This is a genomic window from Janthinobacterium sp. SUN073 (assembly GCF_030397665.1).
In the GTDB taxonomy this organism is placed as follows: domain Bacteria; phylum Pseudomonadota; class Gammaproteobacteria; order Burkholderiales; family Burkholderiaceae_D; genus Janthinobacterium.
This window is the reverse complement of the sequence record NZ_JAPUBT010000001.1, coordinates 941,217-960,755: the sequence shown is the minus strand read 5'-3', so window position 1 is coordinate 960,755 and position 19,539 is coordinate 941,217. Positions and strand designations below refer to the sequence as shown.

15 protein-coding genes are annotated in these 19,539 nt (G+C 64.8%); 6 read left to right on the top strand and 9 right to left on the bottom strand.

From position 1 onward, the window contains the following. Positions 1-91 precede the first annotated feature (91 nt). Positions 92-1,051: a LysR family transcriptional regulator gene (locus O0882_RS04425; RefSeq protein ID WP_289945651.1), complete on the top strand. Its 960-nt coding sequence runs from the start codon at positions 92-94 to the stop codon at positions 1,049-1,051. Here O0882_RS04425 and O0882_RS04420 read toward each other — a convergent pair. Continuing rightward, the gene (locus O0882_RS04420) at positions 1,044-2,114 is read right to left on the bottom strand and encodes a hypothetical protein (protein WP_289945649.1); all 1,071 of its coding nucleotides are present in this window, start codon (positions 2,112-2,114) and stop codon (positions 1,044-1,046) included. The genes O0882_RS04425 and O0882_RS04420 overlap by 8 nt on opposite strands. 332 nt (positions 2,115-2,446) lie before the next feature. On the opposite strand from O0882_RS04420, the gene O0882_RS04415 reads away from it, so the two are divergent. Then, on the top strand, positions 2,447-2,866 hold the full coding sequence (locus O0882_RS04415) for a hypothetical protein (RefSeq protein ID WP_289945647.1): 420 nt from the start codon (positions 2,447-2,449) through the stop codon (positions 2,864-2,866). A 228-nt stretch (positions 2,867-3,094) separates the two neighbouring features. Here the strand turns inward: O0882_RS04415 and O0882_RS04410 are convergent, their stop codons facing one another. Together O0882_RS04410 and O0882_RS04405 are read right to left on the bottom strand one after the other, a co-directional pair. Beyond that, entirely contained in the window at positions 3,095-4,609 is a 1,515-nt protein-coding gene (locus O0882_RS04410) for a hypothetical protein (RefSeq protein ID WP_289945646.1), read from the bottom strand. Next, positions 4,606-5,481: a hypothetical protein gene (locus O0882_RS04405; protein ID WP_289945645.1), complete on the bottom strand. Its 876-nt coding sequence runs from the start codon at positions 5,479-5,481 to the stop codon at positions 4,606-4,608. Before O0882_RS04405 ends, O0882_RS04410 begins: the two co-directional genes overlap by 4 nt. On the opposite strand from O0882_RS04405, the gene O0882_RS04400 reads away from it, so the two are divergent. Both O0882_RS04400 and O0882_RS04395 read left to right on the top strand, forming a co-directional pair. Further along, a complete protein-coding gene (locus tag O0882_RS04400; protein ID WP_289945642.1) occupies positions 5,480-5,665 on the top strand; it encodes a hypothetical protein in 186 nt (61 codons plus the stop codon). The two genes, O0882_RS04405 and O0882_RS04400, sit on opposite strands and share 2 nt — an antisense overlap. Beyond that, positions 5,650-6,597: a hypothetical protein gene (locus O0882_RS04395; protein ID WP_289945639.1), complete on the top strand. Its 948-nt coding sequence runs from the start codon at positions 5,650-5,652 to the stop codon at positions 6,595-6,597. The genes O0882_RS04400 and O0882_RS04395 overlap by 16 nt, the downstream gene beginning before the upstream one ends. Positions 6,598-6,654: 57 nt before the next feature. Here O0882_RS04395 and acpA read toward each other — a convergent pair whose 3' ends face one another. After that, a complete protein-coding gene (gene acpA / locus O0882_RS04390) occupies positions 6,655-8,775 on the bottom strand; it encodes an acid phosphatase (RefSeq protein WP_289945637.1) in 2,121 nt (706 codons plus the stop codon). Positions 8,776-8,941: 166 nt separating this feature from the next. On the opposite strand from acpA, the gene O0882_RS04385 reads away from it, so the two are divergent. Then, positions 8,942-10,174, top strand: coding sequence for a cytochrome c peroxidase (locus O0882_RS04385; RefSeq protein WP_289946829.1), 1,233 nt, complete (start codon positions 8,942-8,944; stop codon positions 10,172-10,174). 150 nt (positions 10,175-10,324) lie between these two features. Beyond that, positions 10,325-10,654, top strand: coding sequence for a hypothetical protein (locus O0882_RS04380; RefSeq protein WP_289945636.1), 330 nt, complete (start codon positions 10,325-10,327; stop codon positions 10,652-10,654). Between the two features lie 34 nt (positions 10,655-10,688). Here O0882_RS04380 and O0882_RS04375 read toward each other — a convergent pair whose 3' ends face one another. The 5 genes from O0882_RS04375 to O0882_RS04355 all read right to left on the bottom strand — a co-directional run bounded on the left by O0882_RS04375 (position 10,689) and on the right by O0882_RS04355 (position 19,354). Then, entirely contained in the window at positions 10,689-12,758 is a 2,070-nt protein-coding gene (locus O0882_RS04375) for a GGDEF domain-containing protein (protein ID WP_354670241.1), read from the bottom strand. Positions 12,759-12,923: 165 nt separating this feature from the next. Beyond that, positions 12,924-14,624 carry a methyl-accepting chemotaxis protein gene (locus O0882_RS04370; RefSeq protein WP_289945634.1) on the bottom strand — a complete coding sequence of 567 codons (1,701 nt, stop codon included), beginning with the start codon at positions 14,622-14,624 and terminating at the stop codon, positions 12,924-12,926. A 124-nt stretch (positions 14,625-14,748) separates the two neighbouring features. Further along, positions 14,749-16,554 (bottom strand): ABC transporter transmembrane domain-containing protein, encoded by a 1,806-nt coding sequence (locus O0882_RS04365; RefSeq protein WP_289945632.1) that lies wholly within the window; start codon positions 16,552-16,554, stop codon positions 14,749-14,751. Continuing rightward, positions 16,544-18,295 carry an ABC transporter transmembrane domain-containing protein gene (locus O0882_RS04360; protein ID WP_289945629.1) on the bottom strand — a complete coding sequence of 584 codons (1,752 nt, stop codon included), beginning with the start codon at positions 18,293-18,295 and terminating at the stop codon, positions 16,544-16,546. Before O0882_RS04360 ends, O0882_RS04365 begins: the two co-directional genes overlap by 11 nt. 165 nt (positions 18,296-18,460) lie before the next feature. After that, positions 18,461-19,354, bottom strand: coding sequence for a phasin family protein (locus O0882_RS04355; protein WP_289945627.1), 894 nt, complete (start codon positions 19,352-19,354; stop codon positions 18,461-18,463). Between the last annotated feature and the right edge of the window lie 185 nt (positions 19,355-19,539).

Sequence of the window (19,539 nt, the reverse complement as noted above, 5' to 3'; positions counted from 1 at the left end):
CTATGGAAAGCGCCATTGTAGGATGGGCGAGGGCGGCAAACAATCGCCCAGCGGTTGACAGATTGTCGCCAAAACGCAGACAATCTTTGACATGGATCAACTAAAAGCGATGGAAATCTTTGTCGAAGTGGCGCGCCAGCGCAGCTTCACCGTGGCGGGACAGCGCCTGGGCCTGACGCGGGCCATGGTCAGCAAGACCATCATGCAGCTGGAAGAACGCCTGCATGCGCGCCTGCTGCACCGCTCCACGCGCGAAGTGAGTCTGACGGACGCGGGCCGCGCCTACCTGGCGCCGTGCATGGCCACCGTCAGCCAGGCGCAGGAAGCGGCGCGCATGGTGGCGCACGTGGCGCAGACGGGAGCGGGGGCGGCGCTGGCCGGGCCGCTGCGCATCCAGGCGCCATCGAGTTTTGGCAGCGCGTGGCTGGCCGATGCCGTCGCCCGTTTCAGTTTGCTGCACCCGCAGGTGCGGGCCGAGTTGTTTGTCGACGATGCCCTGCTCGACCCGATACGCCACGGCTTTGACTTGACCATCCGCGTGGGCGGCATCCCGGACAGCAGCGCGCTGGCCATGCGCCCGCTGGCGCCCTGCCGCGCCGTGCTGTGCGCCAGCCCCGCCTATCTGGCGCAATGGGGCGTGCCGCAGACGCCGCAAGATTTATTGAAGCACCAGTGCCTGCATTTCAGCCACCTGACCGATGGCACGCACTGGCATTTCCAGCGGGGAGAGGGAGAACAGCGAGAGGAAGTGGGCGTGCGCGTGCAGGCGGGTTTTACTGCGAACAATGGCCTGGTGCTGCAGCAGGCGGCGCAGCGGGGACTCGGCATCGTCTACAGCACCACCTTCCTCGCCTGGCGCAAGCTGCTCGACGGCAGCCTTGTTTCCGTGCTGTCTGGCTGGGACCTGCCGTTGAACCACTTGAGCGCGCTGTATCCGGCCAGCCGCCAGCCTTCGCCGAAGGTGCGCGCGCTGATCGATTTCCTGGTGGCCGAGTACCAGCCCGTGCCACCATGGGACCGCGAGCTGGCAGCGGCCGGATTTTTTAGTTGAAGGTGACGGGTTCCAGCGTCCACGCGCCGTCCGCGTACACTCTTTCGTCGTCGAGGTAGACAGCCTTGGTGACGGCGAAGATATCGACGTGGTAGCGCGCATCCTTGCGCTTGAACTGGGGTTTTGTATATACGCCGTGCTTGGCGCCCAGCGACAGATGGATGCCGCACATGCGTTCATACGTGCCGATGTCGTTGACCAGCTGTTCGCGCGAAAAGGCGCGGTTCATGCCGAAGCCCAGTTCGCGTACCCACACTTCGCCCTCATGCGCGCGGATGATCTCCAGCATGGCCAGAAATTCCGGCGTGGCGTGCTCCGTGCCCGTCACGCGGCCCTTGTCGATGATCAGGGTGATCGGCGTGTCGGGGCGGTTGACCATGAACTGTGTGTCGCCGAAGACGAAGATGCGCACGCGCCCGTTCACCGCTTCCAGGTCCTGCGCTTCCGTAAACACTTCGCCCAGGGGGAACTGGCCGCCGATATTGTTCATCCCCGCGTAATCGCCGATATTGAGTTTGGCCGATTCGAACGGGGATGCGAAGACCAGCTGCTCGCCGCCGCTGTCGACCATGCCGTGGCGGGCGCGGTCGATGCGTGCTTTCAGTGCATGGCCCACGCCGCGATAATAGGCGGGGTCGTAGGCCAGCGAAGCGATGTAGTGCAGCCCCTGCACGCCGGGCATGCGCGACAGATGCACGTGTTCGATCACTTTCAGGCCCCGCTTGAACAGCTCGATGCGGATGCGGAACGCTTCCAGGCGGAAGCTGGTCGACTGGATCAGCACGACGAGGCTGCCGGCGGGCAGGTCGGCAAACGCGGCCAGCACGGCGTCGGGCGTGACCTCGTCGAAATCGATGAAGCCCGCGTCCGGCAAGGCCTGGCGATACGCTTCCGTCAGTACCACGTTGAGCCAGCTGCGCTTGTCGCAGACAATCAGGGCCGGTTCGTCCGGGCGGTGACAGATGGCCATGGCCAGCAGGTCGGCCACGTTTTGCGCGGCCACTTCGGTGGCGGCGGCGCTGATGGCGTCGAGCCGGCTGGTGTCATTCTCGGGAAGCGTCATGGTGCGAAGGTGTCTGGCGTGAAGGAATCGCAGCATTATAAGGTGATTGCTGCTTGAGGTGATTGCAGCAGGGCACACCATTCCCCATCCGGAGGAGAACCTGTGGCTGCCGCGCCCCTGATTATCTTGTGTAGTGCTTTATGGCAATGTATTATTTGATAAATGGTATGAATGGGTATGGCAGGGTATGGCAGCGAGCCTGGAAGCGGAGCGGCGCAGCGGCAAAGCCGCGCATGCGCACGGTGACACGCTTTCAGTGATGCAGGGACAACAAGCCGACAGGCGATGACTAAGAGTGTGATGTGATGAGCATAATCGGACAAGATATTCCCATGGAGCGGCCAGATACGGATGGGCGCGCTGCCGTATTCGTTCCCGTCACGGGCGTCAAGGAAGATGTCTTGCTGACCATACGCAAGGGTGCGGCGATCGTCGGCTTTGCCAATCACGACCGCACGATCACCGTGTATTTTGAAAGCAACCGCTTTGACGACCCCGTGCTGGCCAAGTGGGAGCACAAGGCGCGCAAGGCCTACGACCGCCTGGTCGACAATGCGCCCACCGTGTCGAAGCTGACCACCAGCCCCGTCAATTTCGAGCAGATCGGCTATATCAATGGCAAGGGCATCACCATCCGCCGCATGGAAAGCTTGCAGCGCTGGCTCGCGTATTCGGACGCGATGGAGACTTGCCCGGCAACGGATATCATTCCGCGCACGGTGATCGCCAAGATTGACGCTGTCAAGGTGTGAGAGCGGCTGATAAAACGCCCATGGCGTTGTTGCCTGCCTCTCGCCGTACTGACGTACTGTCTTCGAGGCGGCGCCTAGCCCTGAGCATTTTCTCAGCCGCTCTTGGCGCGCTGACGAACGGCTGTACGAAAGGCCACAGTTTGTAGCCTTTCCCTCGGTCCTGGTGTACTGTCTTCGGGCCGGCGCTTGGCCCTGCGCGTTTTTCCCGGCCGTTTGCGGTTTCTCCCCTCACACGACGACGATATTCGCCTGCGCCTTGAGCGGGCACGGCAGGGTGTCGTCGAAAGTGATTTCGATGGCGCTGGCGACGAACATGCCGCCGATGTGCTGGGCGGCGATTTCCGGCGGCGTGCCCGGCTTGGTCAGGTTGACGTCTTGGGCGAAGACAAACACGCGCCAGGTGCCGTAGACCTGTTGATCATATTGCAGCAGGGTGCGGTAAGCCCGTTTCAAGTCCAGGCTGCCGGCATACACGCCGTCGTTGGCGCCCGGGTCGAAGCCCAGGCCATCGTCCGTCAGCGATGCGACGAAATACAGGCCCTGCGGCGCCTGGAACAGCACGAAGGCATACAGCTCCGTACCGCGGAAGACATTGCCATTGTCGCGCTGGAAGCTGGCGCGTATCCACAACGGTTCATACGCTTGCACGACGGCGGGCGTATCCGTTTCCACGGGCCCCGCCACATGGATGTTGACTTGCGTTTCGGTCACCGCATGCTGGTAGGTGGCGCCCGTGGTGAAACGTTGATACTCCCAGCTGATGTCGGCCGTGTAGGGCAGGCCAGCGTTCGGCGCTTCCGGCAATACCCATTGCGCCACGACGCGTTCGGCCAGGGTCAGTTCGCTGGCGGCAGGTGGTGTTGCTTCCTGGCCACGCCAGAACGGGTCGGCGATATCGGAGCAGGCGACGGCGATGGCGCCCGAGGCGATGGCCGAGGCCACGCCCGCCACCGTGAATTCGGGCTGGCCCGAGCCGGCCCCTTCCAGCGAGCAGCAATGCACGTCGGGCTCCGTTTCCTCGAAGCTGCCACCCACGCTGAAACTGGCCTTGCCGGAGCCGAGCGCGGCGGCAATGATGGCCACCAGCGCGGCGATGATGGCGATGATGATGGCGAGTATCTTCCACCACGGGTCGGAAAACGGCAGCTCGCCATGCGTGCCCGCGTAGGCGGGGTTTGGCGTCCAGACGAGCGTCATGCCGGTCGGCACGATGGGCCCCAGGCCGGGCGGGCAGCGGCACGCATTTTCCCCACCTTTGCCATCCGTGCCCGTGCTGCCCCAGCGCTTGCCCGGCAGGTGGCCTTGCGGCTTGGACAGTTCCAGGGTGCCTTCCTCGACCGTGCAGGTATAGGTATTGGTGGCGCTGTCAAAGCGCGTCTGCGAGACGAAGATTTGCTGGATCGAGCGGCGCGGCGTGTAGCCGTCGGCCTTGGCGACAAAGCTGACGAGTCTCTTGCCGGGCGCCGCATGCTGGAAGTCGGCGTCCCACATCATCAGCATGGCCGCGCCGGCGGGAATGCTGGCAAAGAAAAAGGTGCGCGCCACGGGCACGATGCCGGGGGCGCCCACGCTTTCCAGGTACACCGTGACATTCGTCAGCGCGCTGCTGGACATGTTGCTGACGTGGGCGGCGATGCGCAAGCCATAGATGGCATTGTCGAAAATGCCATCGGGCAGCATGATATTGGTGACGGGCTCGATCGCGAACGGCCGCGTCAGTACCTGCATGGGGGTGTCGCTCATGATGCTTGCTCCTCGGGGCTGTGCTGTTCTTGCGCCTGCTCTTTCTCCAGAGTGGTGACGAGATACGTGACGCCGCCCATGACCTTGCCGTCCTGACTCTCCAGCACGCGCAGCAGCACATACTGGCGTGGCGGCAAGGCTTCGGCGCGCAGGCTCAGGTACGCGGCCTGCGCCTGGCCGCGCGGCACTTCCAGCACCAGCTTTTGCTCGCCGGGCACATCGCCGTTGCAGTGGGGCGTGCGCGCCAGGCCCGCGATCAGGCGCGCGTCCCTGGCCGGCTGCCATTTTTCCAGGCCCAGGGTGGCCAGCAAACGCGCCTGCAGTTCGCCGCCATGTTCAATGTGCAATTCCACTTTCCTTGCTGCACGGGGCAGGGCCGCCACCGTGATGGCCAGCAACTGCGCGCGCCTGGCCGCCAGCACCACGGTGACATTGCGCTGGGCGATCTGCTCGTGCAAGGTGGGCTGGAAGGGAAAACCGTTGGGCAGCGGGTCGGGCAGCGGGTTGATGTCGCCCGCGCCGTGGGCCACGGCCAGCAGGCATTCGTGGCCGCCATTGACGATGACGGGTACCCAGGGCACGAGGCACAGCACTTCCTGCGTGGCGCCGGGCGGCAAGTCGGCAAACGCGGAACCGATCTGCGTGGCGGCGCCGACGGCGATCTGGCCGGACGGGTCGGCCCAGTAAAAGTCCACGCGCACGCCGTTCGAGGCGCTGTTGCCCGTGTTGTGCACGCGCCCCCACAGGTAATTGCTGGTGCCGGCGATGGGTGCGCCGGGCGGGCCATTCGGATCATTGCCCGGCACGACCCAGATATCGGCGCTGTCCCACCACCAGGGCTGGCCGTCTTCGATGATCAGGTGGGCTGGCATGGCGTTCTCCTTGTCCTTGACCGGTGTTTCCAGCTTAGGCCGCGGCGGCGGCGGCTTTTTGATCGGTATCAAGGCCATGGAGCACGGCGCCGGTGCGCCGTTGCCGTGCTTGCGTAAGGTAATATTGCGGCAGAATGCAGCTGAGCAAATCCAGGAAAAGGTTGGAACGTGTCTGAAACAGTGAATGAAGTTTGCATCAATGCCGCTTGCGGCCGGACCTTGCCGCTGCGCGTGGCGCATTGCCCGTTTTGCGGCGCGCGCCAGGTGGCTGCAGCGCCTGTAGTCGAGAAAGTAGCAGCGCCGACCCCGCCCCCGCCGCCGCGCATGCCACCGCCGGTGCCCGTCGCCCCGTCCGTTCCTGCACCGCAGGCCGCGCCTCAGCCCGCTCCCGCTCCCCAGCCTGTCCCGCCACCGGCTGCCGCAGCGGCGCCCGCGCCAGCCAAGGCGCCGCCAGCGAAACCGGCCATCAAGGGTTCGGTGCCGCCGCCGCGCCCGCCCGTGCGCTTGCGCACCTGGATCGCGGCAGCCGTGGTGCTGACCGGTATCTGGTTTTATAACAAGCCGGCAGACAAGCCGGCCAGCGTGGCGGAACAGGTCGAAGCGGCCACGGCGCTGGCGGCGCAATGCGATCTGGACGGGGCGCGCAGCGCGCTGGCCGTGCTGAAAAGCGCCAGGGCGCCCGCCGCGCAGATCAAACGCTTGCAGGCGAACATCACCAAGTCCGCCGCTACTTGCGAGAAGCAACAGCAGCGGGCACAGGCGTGGACGGGGCTGCAAGACAGCGTCAACCAGGCGCTCGATGCGGGCAAGCCGGACGTGGCCGCCACGCGCCTGGCCATCCACGTGAAACGCTGGGGCGACGATCCCGATACGCTGGAACTCGACGCCAAGGTCAAAGTGGCGCTGGCCAGCGCCCAGCTCGACCTGGCCGACGCTTGCCTGGCGAAAAGCGACCGCGTCTGCCTGGAAAACAGCCTGATCGCCGCCGAGCGCTACAAGCGGCCGGAACTGGCGGCGCGCACGCAGGCGCTGCGCACGGCCTTGTCGCAATTGCTCGAACGTTCGCTGCTCGACGCGGTCCCAACCCCCGCCCCCGCCCCCGCCCCCGGCCAATAGCGCCAACAGCTGAAACGCCCGCCCCGTTCAAACCGGGCAGGCGCACTTTACGCAGCCCTACTCTTGCGGCACCAGCGCCAGCGCCGCGCTGAAGTCGCCCATCGGCTTGCCGCCGTTGGCCACCAGCGCCTTGTCGCGCGTGCTCAGGCCGTCGAGCACGGGCAGGCCAAAGCGGTGCGTGATGGCGCGCAGGATCGAGGCCGAATCGTATTGCGTATGGTCAACCAATCCCTTTTTCACGTACGGCGAGACGAGGATGGCCGGCACGCGCGTGCCCGGACCCCAGCGGTCGCCCTTCGGCGGCGCTGCGTGATCGTAGAAGCCGCCATTTTCATCGTAGGTGACGATGACCAGCATGTTTTTCCACTGCGGACTTTTCTTCAGTTGGGCGATGACGCTGGCGATGTGCGCGTCGCCAGCGGCCACGCTGGCGTAGCCCGCGTGCTGGTTCAAATTGCCTTGCGGCTTGTAGAAGGCCACGGGCGGCAGCTTGCCGGCGCTGGCGTCGGCCAGGAACTGGCTGTCGAAGTCGCGCAGGTGGGCGGCGCGGTAGGCGGGCGCCTTCACCGGGTCCATGTTGGCAAAGTAATTGAACGGCTGATGGTGGAACTGGAAGTTCGGCGGATTCGGGAAGCTGCCGGCGCGTGCGCTGGCCGTGGCCAGGGCCGTCGTATCCTTCCAGGCGCCCGCATACCAGGCCCAGTCGATGTTCTTGCCTGAGAGCAGGTCGCCGATATTCGTCTGCGTCTGCGGCGGCAGGGTGTTGGCCTTGCCCGTGTCCGCATACAGCTTGCTGCTGTCGCCCGAGGCGGGCGCGTTGCTGCTGGGCTGGAACGGCGGCTGCATGGTGTTGACGGCATAGAACATGCCCGTGCTGTCGGCCGGCGTCAGCGCGCCGTCGTTGGCATACGCGGGCGCGCCGTTCAGGACGCTGGTCGGCGCCGTGGCGGACGGCGTCAGGCGCACGAAGTTACCGTTGGCGTCGACGTCGATCTTGGCAATCGATCCCTTGGCCACCGAGGTGTCGGCGTTCGGATAGGTGGGCGCGCAGGCGCAGATCAGATACTGGTGCGTGAGGAAGGAGCCGCCGAAGGCGCCGATGAACAGATTGTCGGCCAGCGCATATTGTTTGGCGATGTCCCACAGCTGCATCTTGCTGCCGTCGTAATAGCCCATCGAGAGGCCGCCCGCATCGGAATACGCGGCGAACTTGTCGTTGGCGCCGCCGTTGATCTGCATCTGGTTGTTGTAGAAGCGGTGCACCAGGTCGCGCGTGATGACCGATTGCGGCAGGTACAGGGGGCTGCCGGCGTCGTCGATCTGGAACGGTTTGTTGGGCAAATTGGCCGATTGCGCCTGGGTGATGACGGTGATCTGGCCTGCCGCCGTCATGCCGCCCCAGGTGGGTGGCAGCACGGGCAGGGTGCTGCCGTCATAGTCTTTCTGCGGCACGTAGGCGGAGCTGGACGTGGGATTGACGCCCGGCACGCCATTCGCGCCCGGGAACAGGCCGTACAGATTGTCGAAACCGCGGTTTTCCGCGTAGATGACGACGATGGTCTGGATGTTGTTCAGCGCCAGGGCGCCGTTCAGGGCGGCCAGCGCGTCGGCGGGTGCCGCCTGTGTGCTGGCGCTGGCGATCAAGGCCGTCACGCTGGCGTTTTCCGCCTTCAGTTTCGCCAGCTCGTCGCCGCTGGCCTTGTTGAAGTCCGATGCCAGGCCCGCTTCCGACACGCCCAGGCGCGCGGCCAGCTTGCCGCTGGCGGCCGCAAAGTCGCCGCCGTTGCCGTCCATGATTTGCGCCAGCTCCGTCGACAGGGCGCTGACGAAGGCGCTGTGGCCGGCGGGCGCGCGCAGCAGCAGCTTTTGCGTGACCTTGCTGCCCGCGTCGCCGATGGCTTCATGGCGGATGGCGTCCGTGCCGACGGTTACCAGCACGGCGCCCTGGCCGTCGAGCGTGTAGCTGCCGTCGGCGGCCGTGCGCACGGTGGCGGAGCCGCTGTCGCACGTCAGTTTGGCGGTGGCGCTTTCCAGGCATACCTGGGCGTTTTCATAGTAGCTGCCGATGACCTGGCCCGTGATGTGGGGCGTGACGGCGTAGTCGCTGCCGCAGGCGGCCAGGCCCAGCGACAGTAGCAACGGCAGGGGCCGTAAAGAAGTGTTTGCGTGCGGTTTCATGTTCATGCCTTCTGGGTGGAAAACGTCGCATGCTAGGCAGGCAATATGTCAGCTGCGTGACATGTCAGCGTCTGTTACATGACGTAATGTACGAACTTGATACATGACGTTTTGCAGCGACTTGTCACGCAGTTGTCACATGCCGTTGCTACGCTGCCAGCCCATGATGAAAACGATACCTGCCCTGCTGCTCGCCATGTGCCTGCTGTCCGCCTGCCAGCCCGCGCCGCAACAAGACGCGGGCGCGTATGCGCCCACCCTGCAACGCCAGCCTTCGGTGGCGGCAATGACGGCCATGGGCCGCGCCATGTTTTTCGAGCCCAGTCTGTCCGTGTCGGGCAAGCTGGCCTGCGCCAGTTGCCACAGTCCCCAACACGCGTACGGTCCGCCGAACGCGCTGGCGGTGCAACTGGGCGGGCCGGAATTGAAGGATGCGGGCACGCGCGCTGCGCCCTCGCTGCGCTATATCCAGAACGCGCCGCCGTTCAGCGAGCACTACCACGACGACGATGGCGACGACAGCGTCGACGCGGGGCCCACGGGCGGGCGCAACTGGGACGGCCGCGCCCAGTCCGGCCACGAACAGGCGCTCGCGCCCTTGTTGTCGCCGCGCGAGATGGGCAACCGCGATGCGGCCGCCGTGGTCGCCAAATTACGCGCCGGCCCCCTGGCGGCGCAGTTCCGCCAGACGTATGGCGCCGATATCTTCGAGCAGCCGGGCCAGGCGCTGCGCTGGGCGCTGATGTCGCTGGAAGTGTTCCAGGAAAGCCCGTTGGATTTCTATCCGTACACGAGCAAGTACGACGCCGTGCTGCGCAAGCAGGCCGTCTTGAGCCCGCAGGAAGCGCGCGGCCTGGCCCTGTTCAACGATGAACGCAAGGGCAATTGCGCCTCCTGCCACATCAGCCAGGTGAGCTCCGGCGGCGCCTTTCCCCAATTTACGGATTACGGCTTGATCAATATCGGTGTGCCGCGCAATGCCAGGCTGCCAGCGAATGGGGACCCGGCCTTCTTCGATCTGGGCTTGTGCGGCCCGGACCGCACCGACCTGATGCAGCACAAGGAGTATTGCGGCAGCTTCAAGACGCCGTCCCTGCGCAATGTCGCCCTGCGCAAGGTGTTTTTCCACAATGGCAGCTTTGACAGCCTGGAGCAGGTGTTGCGTTTTTACGTGCAGCGCGACACGGCGCCGCAAAAGTGGTATCCGACAGACAAAAATGGCAAGGTGCGCAAGTACGACGATCTGCCGCCCGGCCTGGACGCCAACGTGAATGTGGCAGCGCCGTTCGACCGCCAGCCGGGCCAGGCACCCGCCCTGAACGAAGCGGAGATCGCCGACGTGATCGTTTTCCTGCACACCTTGACGGATGGCTATCAAGCGGCGCCTGCCACGCACTGAACGGGATGCTAAAAAAATATCAAGATACCATTGCTTACAACTACGCCACAAAAGCCTGTTTTTATGTGCGTTAGCGCACGCTAGAAAATTTTAGGCAGGTGTATATTGCGAACTGATCTGTGTCTTTTGATAACAATGAAAGGGAATATCATGAAAGTAAGCAAAAATTGGATGACCGTGTGCGCCGCCGGGATGATGGTTGTGGCACTGGCTGCCTGCCAGAAGAAGAGCGATGTCGCCGCCGGTCCTGCGGAACAAGCTGGCCAGAAGATCGATGCGGCCGCTGCCAAGGCTGAAGCCGACATCAAGGCCGCCGCTAGCAAAGCCGACGCCGCCGTGAGCCAGGCCGCTTCCGAGACGGGCGCCAAGATGGATCAGGTTGCCGCTGACGCCGACAAGAAAATGAGCGAAGCGGCCGATGCCGTCGGCAAGAAAGTGGAAAAAGCCGGCGAAAAGATGCAGGACGCCGCGCACAAGTAATACTTGCAATAAGCGCGCCAGCCCGCGGCAGCCGTCAGATGATGGCTGCTGCCGCGACGCCATCGCTGGCGCCTGCCTGCTTGCCATGCGCCGCTGTTCCTGTATTGCTACTGTCCATCCCGTCCGTTCCCCCCAGCACCACGCTCAAATCGACATAGCCGTCGCGCCACGCGCGTTCCAGGTCTTGCTCCACCGCTTCCAGGGTCGTTCTTTCCACTTGCTGAAAACCGCGCAAGCCATACGCCCGGTTGCGCCCGTGCGCCTTGGCCAGGTACAGCGCCATGTCGATCAGGTTGACACTGCGTTCCCACGTGAGCGGCCGTCCCAGCGGCGCCAGCGGATAGGGCGCAAAGCCCACGGACACGTGCACCTCGATGGCCTGTCCCTGGTAGTGGATGACTTGCGCCGCCATGCCGTTGAGGATGCGCCGCGCGATATCGTCGAGGCCGTCCCGCGCGACGGCGGGCAGGAAGGCGAGGAATTCCTCGCCGCCCCAGCGCACGATCATGTCCGTTTCGCGCAGCACATCGTGCAGCGTTTCGGCGATCGTCGTCAGCACAAGGTCACCCGCCGCATGGCCGTAGCGGTCGTTGATGTGCTTGAAATGGTCGACATCGAGCAGGAACAGTGCCCCCACGACATCGGCGTCGCCGGTGGCTGGCAGCGGCTTGCCCGCATGGTTGCGCATGAATTCCTGGAAGTGGCGGCGGTTGTACAGGGCCGTCAGCGGGTCGCGCGAGCTCTGGCGCTTGAGTTCCTGGTTCTTCACCTTCAGCTGCACGTTCGCGTGGCGCACCTTGCGGTACAGCAAGCCGACGATGACGGACGCCATGGCCAGCACCAGCGCCAGCAGCCACCACACGCGCTGTTGCAGGCGGCGGTTGTCGATTTCCGTGCTTTTCAGCTGATTTTCGCGGCTGAGCAGCTCGATCTGGCGCTGCTTCTTTTCCGCTTCATATTTTTCCTGTAATTCATACACGGCCTTCTGTCGCTGCTTTTCGAACAGCTGGTTGGAAATGCCCCGCTCGCGATGGTAGGCCGTGACGGCGCCGCGCATGTCGCCCGCCTTTTCCAGCGCCATGCCGTATTCCAGCAGCACGGCCTGCATGTCCGGCTGGTTGGCCGTGCGCTCGTAGTAGGCCAGGCCCGTGGCTACGCTTTGCTTGCCTTCCTGTAAACGTCCCTGGCCGATCAGCGCCTGGCCGATGTTCAGGCGTGCCGTCGCCTCCACCTGTTCATTATTGACCAGGCGAGCCGCCGTGATGGCTTCATTCGCATGGCCCAGGGCGCGTGCGTAGTCGCCTTCCTTCAGATAGCTGTCCGACAGATTGACGAGGGTAACGGCCACCATGCCGCGGGCGTCCAGCTGGCGTTCCAGCGCCAGGGCCGCCAGCAGGGCGCGCTGGCCCCGTTGCGGCTGTTGCGCGTCGAGCGCCAGCCCGTACTCCGTATTCTTCGCCTGCGCCATGCGGCCCGGCGATGCCAGGGTGGCGGAGACGGCGAGCAGCTCGTCGAGCACTTCGAAGCCCTTGTCGTATTCGCGCATTTGCGTGTACAGCCGGGTGAGGGCATTCAGGGCGGCGGCCAGGCTGGAGGGGGAATTGCTCTGGCGCGCCAGGTCGACGGCCGCCTGCAGCTTGGCCAGCGCAAACGGGAAATTGCCTTCCTCGGCCCACGACTGGCCTGCGCTGATGGTGGCCTGCACGCGCACGGGCAAGTCATCCGTGCGGTCGGCGATCTTTTCCGCTTCGAAGGCCAGCAGATGCGAAGCGCGGCCTTCGTTCCTGGCAAACGTGATGTAGGCCTTGTTGAGCATGCCTTTCGCCAGCGCCACGTCGCTCTTGTTCATGCGGGCGTAGGCGATCAGTTCTTCGGCCAGCTGCATGGCGATATCGTTCTGCCCCAGGCGCATGCGGGCGTTGCTCAGTTGGGTAAGGAATTCCGCGCGCACTGGCAGGGGCGCGCTGCGCGCCTGCGTTTCCACCTCTTGCAGGCGCTGCAGGGCGCGCGCGGGCACGAAACGGCCATCTTCGCGCACGGCAGCGATATGCTGCTCAAGGTTGCCGACCTGGGCCTGAACGGCAGGCGGCAGCAGGCAGGCCAATACCAGCAGCCAATGCGCCCTTCGCCACGATGCCCGTGTGTGTCTGCCTGCCAACGTCCCGCCCCCGCAATGACCATGCCTGTTTGCAATGATTATATGATGTTGCAATCAAGAAATATCATGCTGTGTGCAGATTTTTGCGAAAGTGCACACTTTGGCAGCACGTCAGCGCAGGGCCAGGGCGGCCGTGGCCGGCGGGCTGCCTTTCAGGCGGAAGATGGCGACGGCCGCGGTCAGGGCTTGTGCCTGTTCCTGCAGGCTTTCGGCAGCGGCCGCCGCCTGTTCGACCAGGGCGGCGTTCTGTTGCGTGATGTTGTCCATCTGCGTGACCGCCTGGTTGACCTCGCTGATCCCCGCGCTTTGCTCGTGGCTGGCGCTGGTGATTTCGTTCATGATGGCGGCCACCTTCTGGATCGATTCCACCACCAGCGCCATGGTGCGCCCCGCCTCGTCGACCAGCTTGCTGCCGGCGTCGACCCGTTCCACGGAGGCGCCGATCAGGGTCTTGATTTCCTGGGCGGCGGCAGCGCTGCGGTGGGCCAGGCTGCGCACCTCGCCGGCGACGACGGCGAAGCCGCGTCCCTGTTCGCCTGCCCGCGCCGCCTCGACGGCGGCGTTCAAGGCCAGGATGTTGGTCTGGAAGGCGATGCCGTCGATGACGCCGATGATGTCGGCGATCTGGCTCGAACTTTCCTTGATGGCGCCCATCGTGTTGACCACCTGGGCGACGACGGCGCCGCCCTGCACGGCGACGGCCGAGGCGGTGGCGGCCAGCTGGTTTGCCTCGCCGGCGTTGCTGGCGTTTTGCCGCACCGTCGCCGTCAGCGTTTCCATCGAACTGGCCGTTTCTTCGAGGGAACTGGCTTGCGCTTCAGTACGCGCCGACAGGTCGGCATTGCCCAGCGCGATTTCGTGCGTGGCCACCGACATTTCGCCGGTGCTGCTGCGGATGTCGCCGATCAGCCCCGTCAGGTTGGCGTTGATGGTGTTCATCGCGTGGAGCAGCACGCCGATTTCGTCGGCCCGTTCGATGACGGCATCGATGCTCAAGTCGCCGCCGGCGATCAATTGCGCCGTGGCGATCGCCTGGTCCAGGTTGCGCTTGATGTGGCGGTACACGAGGAACAGGCACAGCAGTGAAACCATGACCGATACCAGCAGCACGCCGACGGTGACGGAATAGGCCGCCATGGTGCCGCCCGTCGCCGTCTGCACGGCCGCGCTGGTGCGCTGGTCCAGCAGGGTGAGAAATTCATTCACCGGCTGCATGATCTTGCCCTTGTTGCGGTGGTATTGGGCATCATGCATGATGGTGCGGGCCATTTCCAGGTCGGGCGGACCCTTCCTGGTAAAGTTGCCACTGCCGTCGTCGAACAAGCCCTTGACGGCGTTCATGGCGATCACCTCGGTCTTCACCAGGCCGTCGGAATTGGCCTGGGCCTCTTGCAGTTTGGCAAATTCCTGCTCGCTGAAGCCGGCTTTGCGCATCAGTTCGGCCAGTGGCACGCTGGGGCCCGTCGACGGCGGCACGGGCATGCCCGCCGCCACGAAGTCCCAGTAGATACGTTCGTAGTGGGCGGGGCGCGGCTTCTTGCCGTTGCGGATGTCGAGGATGTCCATGTATTGCTGCTCGTAGCTGGCGTCGCCCGTGACGACGTAGGTGCGGGCCAGCCGGGTCAGGTCGTCCGAGCTTTGCCGCAATTCATCGGCCAGCAGATAGGATTGGAAGCGCGTTTCAGTGACCTGGTTCGCTTCGGCCTGTTTGGTGGCGACGCGGAACAGGGCCAGCAGGCTGACGATGGAGAGTGCCAGGCTAAGCAGGAAGATGGCGGCAAAGATATTCCTGATCGACAGTTTGCTGCGCATGGTGCCCCCGGAAGTATGGTTGGGGCCGTCGGCGCTGCCCGCCAGATGAATATACTCCCGTCTGTACGGCATTTTTAATGCCGTACAGAAAAAAAGTGGCGCCGCGCAACGGCGCCCGTGCCTATCAAATTGCCAGTTGCTGCAGCAGGTACAGGCGCTGGTACAAACCGCCTTCGATCTGCATCAGTTCCTCGTGCGGCCCCGCTTCCGTGATGCGGCCGTGATTGAGCACGATGATCCGGTCGGCCTCGCGAATCGTCGACAGGCGGTGCGCGATGGCGATGATGGTCACCTTGCCGCGCAACTCGTTGAGGGCCAGCTGCACGATCTGCTCCGTCTGGCTATCGATGCGCGACGTTGCCTCGTCCAGCAGCAAAATGCGCGGCTGGCCGGCCAGCGCGCGGGCAATCGCGATCAGCTGCTTCTGCCCCGACGACAGGCGCGAGCCGCCTTCGCCCAGCGGCGTATCGTAGCCGTGTTCCAGCGCGGCGATGAAGTCGTGCGCATGCGCGGCGCGCGCCGCCGTCTCGATCTGCGCCTGCGTGTAGCCGCGGCCCATGTCGATGTTTTCGCGCGCCGACGCGGCCAGCAGGAAGGGGTCTTGCGGCACCAGGCCCACGTCGGCGCGGAAGTGCTCGTTGTCGATGCTGTCGAGGGCGACGCCATTGATGGCGATGCTGCCCTGCGTGACGGGATAAAAGCGCAGCAGCAGCGAGAGCAAAGTCGACTTGCCGCTGCCCGTGTGGCCGACGATGCCAAAAAACGCGCCCTGCGGAATGCTCAGCGACAGGTCGTGCAGCACGGGCTGGTTTTCCACGTAGGCGAAGGTCAGGTGCGCGATGTCCACGGCGGGCACGTCGCTGTCCGCTGTGTCCTGCCGCAGGGCCGGTGTTTCCCTTCCCTGCGCGTGTTCCAGCGCCTGCGCTTCGTCCAGCAGGGCCGAGACGCGTGCCGTCGCCACCACCGACTGCTGCAGCTGGCTGAACTGCATGGTGATCTGGATCAGCGGCTCGATCACGCGCGCGATATAGCTGATGAACGCATACAGCACGCCCACTTCCAGGGCGCCCATCTCGCGCTGGCCGAAGCTGAAGATGACGACGGCCAGCAGCACGATGTTGAGCATGTCGAGCGCGGGGCGCAGCAGCCATGCGTTGGCGCGCAATTCCTGCATGCGCGCCGTGTAGTGGTCCTGGTTGATGCCCGTGAAGCGCTGGCCGAAGCGCTTTTCCGCGTTATTCGCCTGCAGCACGCTCATGCCACCGATCGATTCGGCGATCTGCCCGTTGATCTCGCTGCGCAGGGCGCGCGCGCGCGTGACGGCCGGCGCGCTCCAGCGCTGGTACAGGAAGACGATGAGCAGCACGGCCGGTAGCAGGGCCAGCACGATCAGCATCAAGCGCCAGTCGAGGAAGGCCATGGCGGCCATGGTGCCGACCAAAACGATGGAGCTGTCGAGGATGACGAACAGCACCTGCACGTACAGCGATTTCACCGCTTCCGTGTCGTTGGTGACGCGGCTGACCAGCTGGCCCGTGATGGCGCGGTCGAAAAAGGCCATGGGCAGGCGCAGCACGTGCTGATACACGGTTTCGCGCAGGCGCTGCACCGAGCGCATGGCCAGGCCGGACAGGCGCACCAGCTGCAGGTAGCGCAGGCCGGAAGCGACCCAGCCCGTCAGCAGGCAGCCGCCCAGCAGCAGCGACATGCGCGTCCAGTCCAGGTGGCGCGGCAGCAGATGCTGGTCGATCAGGGCCTTGCCCAAAATCGGCCCCGTCACTTCGAGGGCGGCGGCGAGGATCAGCCAGAAGGTGGCCCAATATAAATGGCGCAGATCGGGCGCGGCGGCGCGCCGCAGCAGGCCGATCGCTTGCACGGCCTGGCGGCGCACGGATGGCGTGGTGGTGGCTTGATCGTTCTTAGATGGCATCGAGGCTGGCCTCCAGTTGTTGATAGCGCCACTGGCTGGCGTACCAGCCATCGCGCTGCATCAGCGCGTCGTGGTTGCCCGTTTCCGTCACGTGGCCATCGCGCAGCACCAGGATCAGGTCGGCGTTGACGACGGCGCTCAGGCGGTGGCTGGCGATGATGGCGCTGCGCTCGGGACGCTTGCGGCGCAGTTCTTCCAGGTGTTGCAGGATGCGCGTTTCCGTGCCCGTATCGACGGCGGATAAGGCATCGTCGAGCAGCAGCAAGCCGTTGTCGGCCAGGAGCGCGCGGGCGATCGCCACGCGCTGGCGCTGGCCGCCGGACAGGGTGATGCCCTTTTCGCCCACGTGGGTGGCATAGCCATCGGGGAATTGCAAAATATCGGCATGGATGTCGGCCAGCTGCGCCGCCCGTTCCACGTCCTCGCGCGTGGCGCCGGGACGGGCCAGGGCGATATTGTCGGCGATGCTGGCGGAGAACAGGAACGATTCCTGCGGCACCCAGCTGATGGCCGCGCGCAGCGCATGCAGGGTGTAGGCGTCGAGCGGCTGGCCGCTCCACGTGGCCGTGCCCGATTGCGGCGTGACCTGGCGCAGCAGCACGCGCAGCAGGGTTGACTTGCCGCTGCCCGTGGGGCCGACCAGGCCCAGAGTCTGGCCCGGCTGCAACAGCAGCGAAATACCGGACAGGGCCGGCGCCGTCTGGCCCGCGTAGGCGAAGCCGATGTCCGTCAGTTGCAATGGGCCGGGCGTCAGCGTATCAATCGTTCCGTGGTCGTCGATGGCCAGCGGCGCATCTAACATGGGTTGCAAGCGCTGCCAGGCGGCGCGGCCCCGTTCGATCAATGAGAGCACCCAGCCGGCGGCGAACATGGGCCAGATCAGCTGGCCCAGATACATGGAAAAGCTTGTCAGCGCGCCGATGGTCAACTGGTCTTGCCATACGAGGTAGCCGCCCAGGCCCAGGGTCAGCGCGGTGGCGGCCGTCAGGGTCAGGCCGACGGCCGGTTCATACGCCGCCTCCCAGCGCTGCGCCGTCAGGCTGGCGTTGGCCGCATGGCCGGCCAGGGTGGAGAACTGGGCGCTGCTGCGCTCTTCCAGGCCCAGCGCGCGCAGGGTGCGCACGCCCGACAGCGATTCCTGCACATGGTCGTTCAGCGCGGAAAAGCGCTTTAATGAATCCGTGGACGCCGTGTGGATATGGCTGGAAATGCGCCAGAAGGCCAGTCCCATCAGCGGGAAGGGCAAGAGGGCGATGCAGGCCAGGCGCCAGTCCACGCCCAGCAGCATGATGCCCAGCACCATCAGCAAGGTCAAGGTGCCGTCGAAGCCGGCCAGCATGGCTTCGCCGGCGGCCATTTCGATGGCATCGATGTCGTTCGTCGCCAGCGCCATCAGGTCGCCCGTGCGCTGGTTCTGGTAAAACGACGCGCCCTGCTGCGACATGCGCGTGTAGAAGCGCGTGCGCAGCATCACGCCCAGCTGGTAGGCGGCCTTGAACAGGGTGATGCGCCAGCCCACGCGCAGAAAGTAGATGACGACGCCGACGGCGAGCAGGGTCAGCAGCTCAAGCCACAGTTCGGCGGCCGTCATGCGGTGCGCGGCCAGGGCGTCGATGATGGCGCCCACGCGGCGCGGGATCCAGACGGTCAGTGTCGCCACGCCGGTCAGCATGACGGCGGCGGCGGCATACGCCGGCCAATGCTGACGCACGAAGCCGGCGATGAGCCTCGATAAACTCATGGTTACCTTTTGTTTTGAGTAATGGGGTGTCGCGGGGCGGAAGGACGGGCACGCGGACGGAAAGTACGCGTAGGATACAACAAGGCGGAAAAGCGCGCTGTGGACGGGCACGCAAAAAACGGGCCGTAGCCCGTTGTTTTGCTGCATCAGTGCCGTGCGCGCGGCTTACTTGCGGCCGTTGCCTTTGCCGCCGCCCAGCATGTCGAGCTGTTTCGATGGCGCGCCCTTGGGGGCTGCCTTGGCTGACGGCTTGGCGGCTGGCGCAGGGGCGTGCTTCACGGCAACCTTGGCCACGGTCTTGCCGGCGGCGCTGGCCGGTTTGGCGACTGGTTTGCTGGAAGGAAATGGTTTCGCGGCCTGCTTTGCTGGCGCTGGTGCGGCGGCTTTCGCTGGCGCGGCGGCGGCGGGTACAGGTGCGGGTGCGGGTTTGGCCGCTTCCGGCTTGGCCACTGGCTTGGCGTCGACGGCTTTCACGGCGGGCTTGTCGGCGACCTTCTCTGCAACCTTGGCCGGTGCTGCGGCTGGCTTGGCTGCTGGCGCCGCAATGGGGGCGGGGGCGGGTGCTGCCTTGGCGACAGGCTTGGCCACTTCGACCGGCTTGACTGGCGCAGGCTTGGCGGCGGGCGCAGGTGCTGTTGCCACTGGTGCCGGTGCGGCGGTCGGCTTGGGCGCAGGCGCGACGACAGCCGGCGCCGGCTTGACCGCGGCGGGGACGGCAGGGGCGGCCGCATCGAGGCGGGCCTTGGCCGAGGCCAGCAATTCAGCCTGGGTGCTCGAAGCGATGCCGAACAGCTGGCGGCTATACGCCAGCACGCTTTCGATACTCGGCTGGGCCTGGCTGGTGCTGTAGCTGAAGAAGTCGCGCGGGTCCTGCGTTTCCAGCAGGTGCTGCGCCGTTTCTGCCGTATGCGAGATGGCGGCCTTGCCTGCGTTCAGGTTCAGGGCGATGATTTTCTCGGCGCTTTCGAAGACTTTGTTGGTCAGGGTGCTGAAGATTTGCAGCTGGCTTTCCAGTTGCGACTTGGCGGCGCTGGAAAATTGTTCTGGAAGCGGAAACATATTTACTCCTTTGTACGGATTAAAATGCTGGCAAAACGCTCTGCAAAATCCCGAAAACCAGAGTTGGCCGCGTTTTGTAAAGTGGGTAGCGTGCTGAACAGCTAATCATGGACTTTTTATGATGCAACGCAATATGAATATTCTAGCGGTGATTCGAGTTAGTTGAAAGTTATTTTATTCAACCC